The organism is Thalassotalea litorea, assembly GCF_005843925.1.
GTDB lineage: Bacteria > Pseudomonadota > Gammaproteobacteria > Enterobacterales > Alteromonadaceae > Thalassotalea_A > Thalassotalea_A litorea_A.
Window position 1 is genome coordinate 16,454 of record NZ_VCBC01000006.1, and the last position, 13,730, is coordinate 30,183.

The 13,730-nt window shown below is 43.2% G+C and carries 9 protein-coding genes and 1 tRNA gene; 5 read left to right on the top strand and 5 right to left on the bottom strand.

Going from position 1 to position 13,730, the window contains the following annotated elements:
- Nucleotides 1–9: 9 nt before the first annotated feature.
- Nucleotides 10–1,380 (top strand): oxygen-independent coproporphyrinogen III oxidase, encoded by a 1,371-nt coding sequence (hemN, locus tag FE810_RS07010; RefSeq protein ID WP_138319335.1) that lies wholly within the window; start codon nucleotides 10–12, stop codon nucleotides 1,378–1,380.
- Between the two features lie 4 nt (nucleotides 1,381–1,384).
- Here hemN and FE810_RS07015 read toward each other — a convergent pair whose 3' ends face one another.
- Nucleotides 1,385–1,933, bottom strand: coding sequence for a DUF1285 domain-containing protein (locus FE810_RS07015; RefSeq protein WP_138319336.1), 549 nt, complete (start codon nucleotides 1,931–1,933; stop codon nucleotides 1,385–1,387).
- Between the two features lie 199 nt (nucleotides 1,934–2,132).
- On the opposite strand from FE810_RS07015, the gene FE810_RS07020 reads away from it, so the two are divergent.
- A tRNA-His gene (locus FE810_RS07020) sits at nucleotides 2,133–2,208 on the top strand.
- A 456-nt stretch (nucleotides 2,209–2,664) separates the two neighbouring features.
- Here the strand turns inward: FE810_RS07020 and FE810_RS07025 are convergent.
- The gene (locus FE810_RS07025; RefSeq protein WP_171022285.1) at nucleotides 2,665–3,561 is read right to left on the bottom strand and encodes a phospholipase A; all 897 of its coding nucleotides are present in this window, start codon (nucleotides 3,559–3,561) and stop codon (nucleotides 2,665–2,667) included.
- Between the two features lie 230 nt (nucleotides 3,562–3,791).
- Complete coding sequence (locus FE810_RS17145) at nucleotides 3,792–5,057, bottom strand: c-type cytochrome (protein ID WP_212744482.1); 1,266 nt, start codon at nucleotides 5,055–5,057, stop codon at nucleotides 3,792–3,794.
- Nucleotides 5,058–5,524: 467 nt separating this feature from the next.
- Here FE810_RS17145 and yihA point away from each other — a divergent pair, with 467 nt between their 5' ends.
- From yihA to FE810_RS07045, 3 genes are all read left to right on the top strand, one after another.
- The gene (yihA, locus tag FE810_RS07035; RefSeq protein WP_138319338.1) at nucleotides 5,525–6,175 is read left to right on the top strand and encodes a ribosome biogenesis GTP-binding protein YihA/YsxC; all 651 of its coding nucleotides are present in this window, start codon (nucleotides 5,525–5,527) and stop codon (nucleotides 6,173–6,175) included.
- A 74-nt stretch (nucleotides 6,176–6,249) separates the two neighbouring features.
- The gene (locus FE810_RS07040) at nucleotides 6,250–6,798 is read left to right on the top strand and encodes a dihydrofolate reductase family protein (protein WP_138319339.1); all 549 of its coding nucleotides are present in this window, start codon (nucleotides 6,250–6,252) and stop codon (nucleotides 6,796–6,798) included.
- A 260-nt stretch (nucleotides 6,799–7,058) separates the two neighbouring features.
- On the top strand, nucleotides 7,059–8,135 hold the full coding sequence (locus FE810_RS07045) for an acyltransferase family protein (RefSeq protein ID WP_138319340.1): 1,077 nt from the start codon (nucleotides 7,059–7,061) through the stop codon (nucleotides 8,133–8,135).
- A 606-nt stretch (nucleotides 8,136–8,741) separates the two neighbouring features.
- Here the strand turns inward: FE810_RS07045 and polA are convergent.
- Nucleotides 8,742–11,495, bottom strand: a complete 2,754-nt coding sequence (gene polA / locus FE810_RS07050) for a DNA polymerase I (RefSeq protein ID WP_370738924.1) — start codon at nucleotides 11,493–11,495, stop codon at nucleotides 8,742–8,744.
- Nucleotides 11,496–12,168: 673 nt separating this feature from the next.
- Complete coding sequence (gorA, locus tag FE810_RS07055; protein ID WP_138319342.1) at nucleotides 12,169–13,518, bottom strand: glutathione-disulfide reductase; 1,350 nt, start codon at nucleotides 13,516–13,518, stop codon at nucleotides 12,169–12,171.
- Between the last annotated feature and the right edge of the window lie 212 nt (nucleotides 13,519–13,730).

The following is a 13,730-nucleotide window of genomic DNA, read 5'->3' on the forward strand; positions in this document are numbered from 1 at the left end:
CCTGATTTTATGTCCATTGTTCCTATTGCTCAAAACCCACTTGTGTCCAAATATAATTTGCAAGGGCCTCGCTATACTTCTTATCCGACCGCATTAGAGTTCACCGAAAAATTTAACCGTCAGGCTTTTTTAAATGCCATCAACACTGGCAAGTGTCGGGAATTATCCTTATATATTCATATCCCATTCTGTCATAAGCTTTGTTATTACTGCGGCTGTAATAAAATTGTCACTAAACATAAGCACAAAGCAGAGCAGTATCTAATCTTTTTAAAACGAGAAATACATCAACAGGCAAAGTTATTTTCCGATCGTAAAGTTTGTCAGATTCACCTTGGTGGTGGCACGCCAACATTCTTGAATGACCAGCAACTTGATGAGTTAACCTCTTATTTACGCCAACAATTTAACGTGTCAGATCAGGTCGAAATGGGGATTGAAATTGATCCCAGAGAAATGACCGTGGCGCGTATCGCACATTTACACAACATTGGTTTTAATCGTTTAAGTATTGGCGTGCAAGATGTCAATGAGGCAGTGCAGGAGGCGATAAACAGACAACAATCGACCGAACATGTCGCCGCATTAGTTGAGGCCGCGAAAAACCACGGATTTGCTTCTGTTAATTTGGATTTGATTTATGGTCTTCCCCATCAAAATTCCGATACCATGGAGCAGACAATCACGGCCGTGCAGGCAATGGATCCCGATCGCATATCATTATTTAGTTATGCCCACATGCCGCAGCGCTTCGCGTCACAGAGAAAGATTAAGGACAACTGGTTACCAACGGCTGAACAGAAACTGCAGTTAATGGAACAGGCCATGACCGCATTTACCGACAATGGCTATCAGGCTATTGGTATGGATCATTTTGCTAAACCGGATGATGAACTATCCGTCGCCCAAAAAGCAGGGCAGTTACACCGAAATTTTCAGGGGTATACTACCCTTGGAGATAGTGACTTATTAGGACTTGGGGTATCGGCAATCAGCGCCGTTGGCAGAAGTTTGGCGCAAAATCATAAAGACTTAAATGACTATTATCATGCGATTGACGAGCATGAGCATGCGCTTGCTCGAGGGTTAACCTTAACGGCTGAAGACGAATTGCGTTCGGATGTTATCAGGCAACTCATGTGTAATTTCAGTCTGAATAAGAAACAAATTGAAGATAAATATAAAATTATCTTTGATGAGCATTTTTCCGACGACCTACAGAGCTTGAATGCATTAAAAGTTGATGGCTTACTGATCGAGGATAAAGAACAACTTCAGGTCTGTGATATTGGTCGATTATTTGTTCGCAATATTTGCATGTCATTTGATCAATATATCAAACCGCAATTGGCAAATAATCGCTATTCGAGCATCGTCTAGTGGTTTACAAATTGCCGATTGAAAAATCACTGCCGGCGCTTGAAATTACAGCGCTCTGACGTTCGGGTTGAGTGGGGTCAGTTTGTACTTTTGCGATTTCAGCCCATTGATAATAAACGTTGCGGTGTACTCTGGCGTAAAGGTTCCTGCGAATCCGCACTTTTAAACCCAGCGTATCAATTTCTATTGGGTTTTTATTAGAGATCACCACCGAATTTTCAAGGCTGGTGCTTACCTGGATCAGAGTGTGGCTTTCGTCGGAGTCGGTTTTAATATTTTGCCACTGGGTGATAATAAAAGGCAGATCTTCTACCTCAATACGCACTTTTTCCACAGGGGTGACGAGAAAGTATTCGTCATTCTCAAACCATAAAACGGTTGAAAACAGTTTGACCATCGATTGCCGCGAGATTTCACTACCTTGGTAAAACCATTTGCCGTTACCATCGATTTTAATCGGAATATCACCACAAAAAGGCGGATTCCATTTTTCAATGGGTGGCCCTTCATTCGCATCAAGGTTTAAGCCTTTGGCAAGATGTTCTAACGACATATATGTACTCGGTTAATAAAGTCTGTTTCAAGTATATAGGAGTTAACCTGTGAGATAGTGGGGGATATCTAAGCTGTGGCTAAAATTTTGGTTAAAAGTGAAAGTTTTTGCCTCTCGCGCTTGTATTTGTCGGCTAAGTTAATATACAATCCGCGCACTGTTTCAGGCTGTCTTCCTTGGCCTAAACACACCTTCAGTGGTGGCTGTAGCTCAGTTGGTAGAGCCCCGGATTGTGATTCCGGTTGTCGTGGGTTCAAATCCCATCAGCCACCCCATCTTACCAACCCCCAGAAAGTATATTTTTTAGCTAAAGCGCCAGTAAACCACGATGCGAAATCCCCTTGTGATTCCGCAAATACAGATTGGCGTGGATTCAAATCCCATCAGCCACCCCATCTTACTATCTCCCAGAAAGTATATTTTTTAGCTAAAGCGCCAGTAAACCACGATGCGAAATCCCCTTGTGATTCCGCAAATACAGATTGGCGTGGATTCAAATCCCATCAGCCACCTCATCTTTACCCTCAGAAAGAATGTAAATTTCCACGTAAGTAAAACTGATCCACGAACGTAATCACTCGTGATTCCGCAAATACAGACTGGCGTGGGTTCAAATCCCATCAGCCACCCCATCTTACCAACCCCCAGAAAGTATATTTTTTAGCTAAAGCGCTAGTAAACCACGACGCGAAATCCCTTTGTGATTCCGCTAAACGCAGTGCTACCTGGGGTTAATTGAAATAAGTATCCAGCATAATACCCAGGCCGACTTTCTGTTGATTATGGTTGTAATCAATCAAACTTTCGCCGTAGCCATTGAAGTACTGCAAGTAGCCTCTTAAACCACTCCAGATTGGAAAGGTTAAGCCAAGTTCAAATGCGCCTTTATGGGTGGAAAAGTTTTCACGGAGCATGATATCCATCCCCACATCTCCCCACAAATATTCGAACTCTACCTGATAGTTTCCCATGTAATCGCGAATATCCGGGTTGTCATCACCTTCAGAGTCTTCAGGGCTCCTTTTTTCATTTTCAGGCAACCGATACCAAGGCTTGAAGGTGGCTTTAAAGTCTGTTTTCTGAAATATAACTTCACCATACATGCGATTCCAGCTGCGGCTAAGAAGCTGCGAACGGCCATTCGATTGATGCTCCACTCCAACCCCAAGGGTAATGTTGCCATCGAGGAGCTTCCACGGGGTTTTTACCCGATAGAAAATTTCAGGTTGGTAATTGGTTTCGCGAAAAGGTTTGGAGATGTTATCGGCATAGATTTGCCACCAGGATTGCAACGAAATGCCAAAGTGCAAACTGTCTTGCTTGAATAGGAAACCTTCATTCAACAAAGGAAACTTTAGGCTGATCTGGTACTTAGCTTCAATATCTTCAAAATTATCGGCAAATTGCGGGACCTCTGCGTATGCCTGCTCGTTGAAATTATCGGTTGCCGTTATCGGTAAGATATAATTGCGTTTGTGGGGCTTAAGAATGAAATAGCGGGTGTCATAGCGAGATTCCGGCTGCTCATCCTGCTGCGGTTCATCGGTCTTTAAGGTTTTGTCTGCGGCAATGGCGAACGGCACAGACAGGCAAAAATACACACTAAAAATGTAAAGGAGAGTTCGCACAGGGTTGTCCATCTAATTGTTTTTGTTTTACTAAAATTCCATAGTCGGTGATTATATCCTAATTTTCAATGAATATAATCAGGCAACTATTGCACTCCGATTGAGGGTTGGATCTGATACTGGAATTGGCTTAAATTTTAACGTTGAGGCTTTGGTCATCAGTTTCTTACCAAGCTCAGGCCAAAAAAAAGCCAGGTTAAACCTGGCTTTTTCATTATTGATATCGGGTCTTATTTTAAAGAAGACATATATTGCGCAACGGCTTCCATATCTTCATCAGTTAACTTGGCGGCGATATTACGCATCATACTGTTCATATCGTTACCACGTGAACCATCTCGGAATTTGCCAAGTTGTATTTTCAGGTAATCAACGTGTTGTTGTCCAATAACCGGGAAGCCCGCAAGCGCCATTCCCTGACCATTGACACCATGACAAGCGACACAGGCCGTGATGCCACGTTGTGCGTCACCACTCATATATAAGGTTTCACCAAGCTCATTCGCTTCCGCCGCGCTTGGCGATACTTTCTGGCTAGCAAAATAGGCCGCAAGGTTTTGCATATCGTTTTCAGATAATGGCGCAATCATACCCGCCATTACTGGGTCAACACGACCTTCTTCGTTGTTGGTATCAACGGCTTTTTTGAAATCCATCAATTGCTTGAATAAATACTGTTCGCTTTGCCCCGCCAGTTTTGGATACATAGGCACCATACTGTTACCGTCAGCGCTGTGACAAGCGATACATGTCGCAGACTTTTCTTTACCAAGCGCAACATCGCCAACATGATTTAATTCGACGGTTTTCTTTGCTTTCGCTGCTTGTTTCACGTCTGCAGGGGCTTTTAAAAATTCGCCAATATCTGCGATATCCTGTTCAGTAAGGTTCGCAGCAACCTGGTTCATCGCTGCATTAGCGCGTCCAGCTTCACCATCGCTAGTGGCGTGCTCTTTGAAGTTATTTAATTGCTTAACGATGTATTCAGGATGCTGATTAGAAAGATTTGGGTTAATCAATACTTCACTATCGCCATCTTTACCGTGGCAAGTAATACAGGCGGTGATACCGCGGCTTTCATCGCCTTTCTCGTACAAAGTTTTACCCATAGCTGCATCAGCAACAATGGCTGGTGCAGCCGGTGCTGCTGGCGCTGAACCCGCTTCTGCACTCGCACTGTCTGTGCTACCACCTTTGCCTACATTCTCAAAGTACGCACCTAAGTCGGCCATATCCTGTTCCGATAAATTAGCTGCCATCGGCGCCATTACCGGATCGACACGAGACCCACCTTTAAACGCTTTTAGCTGCTTAACGACATAATCGGCGTGCTGACCAGCTAGGTTAGGGTAGGCATCAGTGGTGCCGATACCATCTGCACCATGACAAGCGGCACATACAGCTGCTTTACTTTTACCAGCTTCTGCATCACCTTGAGCCAATACATTACCCATCAAACCGCAACCTAGGATTGCTGAGAGAATGATTTTTTTCATAGAGTTTCTGCCTGTATTTCAAATTGTAATGCGCACATCGCTTTACAATTTATAACGCGTTTATAAAAAATTTCCGACATTTTACACGAAAATATACAGTTCTGTAATGGCTAAGATCAAAAATCTCACCCAGAAGTCACGGTTATTTTTAAATTTTCTTAAAGAGGGGAGGTATTGTTCAAGGGGAAATTTGCACTCGGTTAAACGTGAGTGGAGCAAGGTTTTTGCTCTATGCTTTAGCAAACCCGTGCTTGCAGTACGGTATAGAGAAAAAGCGTCGAAGTAAGCTTAAAATAACCCCTGAAACCCAATTTGATTGAAAACACTTTTGTCATTCAATAGGTTTAAACGTTACCTTTCACGACTTTTCTTCGGCGAAATGCTTAAAAGCTGACGCTTAAAGGTCAACAGAGCGGCTAAAAAAGGATATAATTTAGCGCAAGTAACTTTCATTTTTGGAAAACATTTTGACAGCACCGGTAATTCATCTTCACAAAGCCAAATTCACGTTAAGTGCGCCTGATATCCGTCGATTGCCGGAAGATTCCGGAATTGAGGTAGCATTCGCTGGCCGCTCAAATGCCGGAAAATCTAGTGCTCTCAATACGTTAACCAATCAAAAAAGCCTGGCGAGAACCAGTAAAACCCCGGGGCGTACCCAGCTGATCAATGTCTTTGATATTGGTGATAATCGCCGATTAATCGATTTACCCGGTTATGGTTTTGCAAAAGTTCCTCTGGAAATGAAGAAGAAATGGCAAAAAGCACTTGCTGAATATCTGGAAAAACGACTGAGTTTGAAAGGCTTAGTGGTATTAATGGACATTCGCCACCCATTAAAAGATTTAGATTCTGATCTCATTGAGTGGGCTAATGATAGTGGATTGCCGGTTTTGGCGTTGCTCACCAAAGCCGATAAATTAAAATCCGGTAAACGCAGCGCCGAAGTTTTACAGATTCGCAAAGCGTGTGAACAGCTTCATGACAATATTAAAGTGCAGGCGTTTTCATCGCTTAATCGCTTGGGCCTGGATACCGCGAATCAAGTAATTTGTGATTGGTTTGCAACCTTAGAAGAACAGCAACATGACTCGGAAGAGCAATCGGATTCTGAGTAACCCCAGTCTATACTATGATTAACTGACGCCGGATTTATCCAGGTGGATATCCACATATACGCAATCGGTTAATCATGACTCTACAATGCTCTGCTTATATTGCCACATCACTCGATGGATTTATTGCCGGGGAGGGTGGTGATCTTTCCTGGCTCGATGACGCCAACGCATTAGTGCCCAAAGGTGAAGATTGTGGTTTTTCAGCCTTTATGGATAGCATCGATTATCTAGTGATGGGACGCAATACCTATGAAAAGATTTTGTCCTTTGGGCAGTGGGTGTATAGCAAACCGGTTATTGTGTTAAGTTCCAGATACCTGTCGATACCCGATCACTTAAAAGATAAAGTTACCGCCAGCTCCCAACCCATACAGGCCCTTTGTGAAAAGCTCAGTCGCCAAGGGGCAAAACGCTTGTATATTGATGGCGGCTTTACCATTCGCAGCTTTATTGAAGCCAGGCTTTTAACGGATATTGAAATCACGTTGATACCAACCGTGATCGGCAAGGGCATTCCATTATTTTCTGGCCTGGCGCAAAAGCAACAATTCACCCTGCTCGATACGAAAGTCTATGACTTTGGCTTTGTACAGCTTAAGTATGGATTGGAGTACGGGAGTTGATATCGCTGAAGTGAGCAAGTGGCAGGCTTCAGAGCTCAAAAAAACACAAATTTTAACAAACTATCCGCTTTCTGGTTTTAAACCGTCATGATGAGCCAGTTTGTAATTACCATACGATGGATTGTTTATATCGAATAGCTTGGCTATATTACTTGTGCTTAGCGCTGTGTTTTACAAAGCGTTCCTTCGCTAAACCAATGAAGGTAAGTATATGATATACATTGAGTATTGCACTTTACATCTAAAAAAGGCGCAAGAAAATGAACCAGGAGAGTTACCTCGGTTATGTCCACAGTTTTAGAGGGTTTGCGATTCTTAATGTCGTGGCTATTCATGCAATCGCTTTCGCTTTACTTATCCCAATGGATTGGCAATTAGACACAACGCACCCTCTGGTGATGCTCAACGAATTGTTGTTTCATGATGCAACACTGTTTTTTGCCCTGATTTCGGGTCTTCTGTTTTCATCGATTCTGCGGGTGCGCGGTTATCAAAGCTTTTACAAAAGCAAAGTAATCAATGTGCTACTGCCTTATATCTTTTGCACGATTGTATTTACAATGATGCGCTGGAATGCATCGAATACTGGTCTGGCGCTTCCCGATGATGCTGCTGACTATTTCACCGCAATATTGCCCAACTTTATCCGAGGTGAAGCCCAGTTTACCTACTGGTATATTCCGTTACTGTTAATCTTGTTTATCCTTACACCACTGCTAAATAAACTCACATTACTTCGTTCTTATTCTGCGGTGTGGGTGTGGTTGGTCATGTTGTTGCCTCTGATCTTTTCAAGACCTGAATTTTCTCCAGAAACCTCTCAAATTAACGTGGGTGCCGTGATCTACTTCAGCGGAGCCTATACGGTAGGGATTTTTCTCGGCAATGATCTTGAAAACCTACTCAATAAACTGGCTAGATTTCGATTTTATTTGATAATGACGGTTATCGTCAGTTCAGCCGCTATTGCCTGGTTGATGTACAATGAAATCAATCGCTTTGGCTATTTTTCATTGCAAGAATCACTGTTTTACTTGCAAAAACTAAGCATGGCGACATTGGTATTACTCTGGCTTCGAAATAAGGGAGAGAAACAACCGTATTGGTTGAAGATATTCGCCAATGAGGCGTTCTCGATTTATTTTCTGCATGCTTTTTTCATTTCCCTGCTAGGTATGTACTTCTGGGATTTTCAGCACATCACGGATTACCAACCCTGGACAATGTATTTTTTCGGCGTTGCCAATTTTGTTTTTTCGTTGGCCATGAGCATGATGGTGGTCTGGCTGCTGCGTAAGATGTTCGGTAGACGATCGAGAATGTTGGTTGGTAGTTAAGCTATTCGTATCCAACGTCTCATTCGATTAACTAAATTAGCGTAGTTATGATGCTGAGTGCTTGGGTTTGAATACAGGGGCCAGGAAAATCGGTGAATCCTGACTAGCAGCATCCATGGCTCGTAGACTACACGGATGTAGAAATCCTCGGATCGTAGGGAACGAATACCTGGCCGGATAAGTGCTTTCCATGCATAGTCGAATTTCAGTTCCCGACAAATTCGAGCTGCCTACTTCCGTGTAGGCAAAAAAAAACCGATGCCATTGGCATCGGTTATAAGCTTATGGGGAAGCTAGAAAACAAAAGTTATTACAACAAGAATTCCGTTAGGAATGATTGTAGTTTAGAGTAGCGACTCTAGTTTGTAAAGTCTTTACTCTAAAATAAATTACATTTTTTAGTGGTTTTTTGTAATTTTAATCGGTTTATTCGTGTTTGTTCGTTATTTAACCATTAAAAACCAGTTATTTATGTAATTTTATTTCACTTTTGATCTAATTTTTCATTTTTTGAGTTATACCAATCCATGTTGATAGGTGAACTAAATTATGAAATATACCCTTTGGAACATTTGCTGAATGATCACTAATTAATATGGCTTGGTATTAATGCGCCTGCTGCCAATTATCGCCAATGCCAAATTCAGCAATTAATGGTACCTTTAATTCGACGGCATCATTCATAATCTGAACCAGCTTTTTGGTTACTTCATCTACAATATCTTCATGAATTTCAAAAATTAATTCATCATGAACCTGCATTGTCATTTTAACTCGAGGATCATTCTCGACGGTTAGCCACGCATCCACGGCGAGCATTGCCTTTTTAATGATATCCGCAGCCGTACCTTGCATTGGCGCATTGATAGCCGCGCGTTCCGCTGCCTTTTTACGAGCGCCGTTACGAGATTTTATTTCTGGCAAGAATAACCGGCGTCCGTAGAGAGTCTCAACATAGCCCTGTTCATTGGCAAGCTGTCGTGTCTCTTCCATATAGGTTAAGACACCTGGATAGCGTTCAAAGTATTTATCCATGTAATCCTGAGCTCGGCCTCTTGGAATTCCCAGCTGTTTGGATAGGCCAAAAGCTGACATCCCATAAATCAGGCCGAAATTAATCGCCTTGGCACTGCGCCGGTGATCATTGGTGACGTCATCAAGCTCAATATTGAAGATTTCTGCCGCAGTCGCCTGATGGATATCACGGCCCTGGGCAAAAGCATTTAACAGACCCGGATCATTGGATAAGTGCGCCATGATGCGTAATTCAATTTGCGAGTAATCGATGGCGACTATTTTGTGATTGTCGGGTGCGACAAATGCCTGACGAATTTTTTTCCCTTCTTCGGAGCGAATAGGAATGTTTTGCAAGTTTGGATCCGTAGACGACAAGCGACCAGTCGCGGTTACAGCCTGATGGTAAGAAGTATGTACCCGTCCAGACTGGCCATCGATCATCAGTGGTAACTTATCTGTGTATGTTGATTTAAGTTTTGCTAATCCGCGGTGTTCAAGAATCAATTTCGGTAACGGGTAATCAAGTGCCAGTTCCTGCAATACTTCTTCTGCTGTCGATGGTGCACCTTTAGGTGTCTTTTTAATGACCGGGATTTGTTGCTCTTCAAACAGTATCGTCTGTAGTTGTTTAGGCGAACTTAAATTGAAGCTCTTACCGGCGATATTATGGGCTGCGACTTCGATTTCATCGAGACGTGTTGCGATATACTGGCTTTGCTCATTTAGCAGGTCGGCATCAATTAGTACGCCATGTTGCTCCATTCGGGCAAGCACGGGTAATAGTGGCAGTTCAATATCAGTAAAGACTGAGCATTGCTTTTCGCTTTTTTCCAGTTTGGGCCACAACACCTGATGTAACCTTAAAGTGATATCCGCATCTTCGGCGGCATAGTGACCGGCCTTATCGATATCAATTTGATTGAAAGTCATCTGTTTTACGCCCTTACCGGCGATATCTTCAAAATGAACCGTCTTGTAATCCAGATATTTCTCCGCCAGTGCATCCATATTATGACGAGTCGCAACACTGTTAAAACAGTATGATTCGAGCATAGTATCAAAGCCAATGCCTGCTAAGGTAATATCGTAGTTATTCAATACATTGGCATCGTATTTTAGATTTTGGCCAATTTTTAACAGCGTCTCGTCTTCAAGCAAAGGTTTAAATTTACTCAACACCAATTCAAGGCTGAGTTGTTCTGGCGCATCATCGTAGTCATGACCAATGGGCAAATATGCTGCTTCGCCAGGCTCTATTGCAAAGGACAACCCGACGAGTTTGGCTTGCATGTAATTTAATGAAGTGGTCTCGGTATCAAAGGCAAAGCAACCGCTTTTTATCAGCTTTACAATCCACTCATCTAGTTCATCTTCGCGATAAATGATTTGGTAATTACTGGGAATATCTTGGTTTAATGGTGTTAATTCTTCTGCATCATTCGCGGTCGCCGCGTCTTCTTGAGTCGCTGGAACCGAACCGGCATTTAAATCGGCAAGTAATCGCTTAAGTTCAAACTCTTCATATAGCGATCGCAACGTTTCCGTGTCAGGTTCACTTGCTTCAATATCGGCAAGGTTTTTCTCTAATTCAACGTCGGTTTTTATGGTGGCAAGTTCATAGGATAATGGCAGTTGCTCAACCGCAGCTCTAAGGTTTTCACCGATCTTGCCTTTGATCTTGTCAGCATTGGCGACAACGCCGTCTAGTGTTTCATATTCCGTTAACCATTTTACCGCGGTTTTAGGTCCGCATTTCTGTACCCCGGGAATGTTATCGACTTTATCTCCCATCAAAGCGAGATAATCGATAATTTGATCGGGGCGAACTCCGAATTTCTCAACGACCCCATCAACATCCATGGTTACATTCGTCATGGTATTAATCAGGGTGACGTGTTCCGTTACGAGTTGCGCCATGTCTTTATCACCGGTGGAAATCACCGTTTCTAAACCTTGTGCGCTTGCTTGCTCAGCCAAGGTGCCAATGACATCATCCGCCTCTACGCCTTCAATGACCAACATCGGATAACCCATAGCGCGGATTATGTTGTGCAATGGTGCAATTTGACAGCGCAAGTCGTCCGGCATCGGCGGGCGATTCGCCTTGTATTCTGGATACAAATCGTTGCGAAAGGTTTTTCCCTTAGCATCAAATACCATAATCACCTTGCCATCAGGGTAATCTTTGTTCAGGCTTCTGAGCATATTCAGGACGCCAGTGATCGCCCCAGTAGGGTGACCATCTGCGGTCGACAATGCTTGCAAATAAGGGACATGGTAAGCCCGGAATAGATAGGACGAGCCGTCCACTAAGATATAAGGAGATGATTGTGTCATGGGTATTTAGTGCAATACGAAATTGATGCTTCTAAGAATGCCACAAGCGAGCAATTTAGACCACCGATAACGGCGTTTGTATTGTACACCGAGCAAACGACGTTAAAAATGAAAGAATCGGTTTCTGTGGTAATTTTTCACACAAAATCAAGATGATTTGCGCCGTTTTTGCACTATGTTTGGGCAACAAATGTTGTGGATAAGTCTGTTGAACAATTAACTGTACCACCAATTCAAAAATCAAATGAATTAGTGTAACGAAGCTGTAAGTGTTGATTTTAGTGGGCAGCGCAATAAGGGTAGAACCGTTTCTATTTATTATTATTGGTTAAATAGATGTGGATAAAAATTCCATTTCGCTTGCTTTTTAAGCATCAGAAGATACGGCAGGATGACGCTTTTTTGTACAACCGTGAAAGATACTATCAGAAAGTTTTTCAAAAAAACATGCCTTTTTTACATTTTTTTAAAGAAATTTCAGACGATGAAATTTGCCGCCTCTGTACCCCACTAAATTGCTGGATTTCATATAAAAGTAGCTTTGAAATAAAAATGTAGCGGTAGCGGAAGGGGACGAAAAAAGGCGAACAATTTTATTCGCCTTTTGCTGGCATAAATGTTGACCGCCTAGCTTAATAATAAAACAGCGCCTTTGTATCAATAATCGCTTTGTAGGTGTTTAGCGCATCGTGACAAATTCTTCTGCTGCGGTTGGGTGGATCGCGACAGTATTGTCAAAGTCTGCTTTGGTTGCACCCATTTTTACCGCCACGGCAAATCCTTGCAGCATTTCGTCACTTCCTAAGCCGATACAATGCATACCCACAATTTTTTCGTTTACACCCTGGCAAATAAGTTTCATGCGGCAAGGCTGACGATGTTGGGTAACTGCGGTGTACATCGAAGTAAACTGCGAAGTGTATATTTTGATATCGTCTTCGCCGAACTGTTCTTTGGCTTGCTGTTCCGTTAAGCCTATCGTGCCAATGGTAGGGTGGCTGAATACAACGGTGGGGATCAATGAATAGTCCAGATGCTCGTCGGTTTTGTTATTGAATAATCGCTCTGACAAACGACGACCAGCGGCAACCGCGACCGGGGTAAGCTGTGCCCGTCCGGTATTATCGCCGACCGCATAGATATTATTGATATCGGTATTTTGGTATTTATCCGTCTCGATATATCCTTTCTCATTTGCTTCGATACCGGCATTCTCAAGACCTATGTTGTCCGTTGCCGGTTCACGTCCAATGGCCCAAATAACACTATCGACGTTAAATTCTTTACCATTTTCCAGCTGCAAGGTAAGTGAGCCATCTTGGTTTTTCACGACGGCTTTCGGAGTCGCACCCGTTTGCAGTTGTGGTCCTTCCTGCGCCATGATCTCTACTAACGTGTCGCTCATCAGATCATCAAAATCGCGCAACGGCTTGTGTTTGCGGACCAGCAAATGAGTTTCACTGCCCAAAGCATTAAGTACCCCGGCAATTTCTACTGCAATATAGCCAGCACCGACGACTGCGACTCTTTTCGGTTGCTCCGTTAACGAAAAAAATCCATCGGAGGTGATACCATGTTCGGCCCCTGGGATATCCGGAATCGAAGGGCGGCCACCGGTGGCGATGAGAATATGATCAGCGGTGTAATGCTCACCATTTACTTCAACCGTATTGTTATCGACAAAACGACCAAAGCCATTGATCACTTCAACGTTATTTCTGCTAAGCACCGTGTCATACGAGTTATGGATACGGGAAATGTAGGCTTCGCGACTTTCAACCAGCTTGCTCCAGTTTAACGGGCCGGCGGATAAATCGAAGCCATAATCCTGGCTTAAATGGACAGCATCGGCAATTTGGCCGGCATACCACATGACTTTTTTGGGAACGCAACCAACATTGACGCAAGTGCCACCTAGTGCTTTGGCTTCAATCAGAGCACATTTTTTGCCATACATGGCAGCTCTGTTTACCGAGGCGATACCGCCGCTTCCTGCCCCGATGGCGATATAGTCAAAATGCTTACTCATTGGTGTACTCCGAAATTCGCAACTGTGTTAATCATTGTGTCTAATTGTCTGGTTTTCAACTTATTTTACTTTATATCAGAGCAAGAGCCTGGTCGGTTCCATAGTGGCAACGCAAAAATTGATTTAAATTAAAGGGCTTGGCTAAGGTGTAATCGGCACAGAACCGCGAATTAATATCCGCCTGCTCTTGAAACTCTGCGCTTTAGCACATA

Excerpts from the sequence above, each read along its gene's own strand:
- gorA (WP_138319342.1), bottom strand. The coding sequence starts at position 13,518 with ATGAGTAAGCATTTTGACTATATCGCCATCGGGGCAGGAAGCGGCGGT.
- hemN (WP_138319335.1), top strand. The coding sequence starts at position 10 with ATGTCCATTGTTCCTATTGCTCAAAACCCACTTGTGTCCAAATATAAT.
- FE810_RS07015 (WP_138319336.1), bottom strand. The coding sequence starts at position 1,933 with ATGTCGTTAGAACATCTTGCCAAAGGCTTAAACCTTGATGCGAATGAA.
- FE810_RS17145 (WP_212744482.1), bottom strand. The coding sequence starts at position 5,057 with ATGAAAAAAATCATTCTCTCAGCAATCCTAGGTTGCGGTTTGATGGGT.
- FE810_RS07045 (WP_138319340.1), top strand. The coding sequence starts at position 7,059 with ATGAACCAGGAGAGTTACCTCGGTTATGTCCACAGTTTTAGAGGGTTT.
- FE810_RS07040 (WP_138319339.1), top strand. The coding sequence starts at position 6,250 with ATGACTCTACAATGCTCTGCTTATATTGCCACATCACTCGATGGATTT.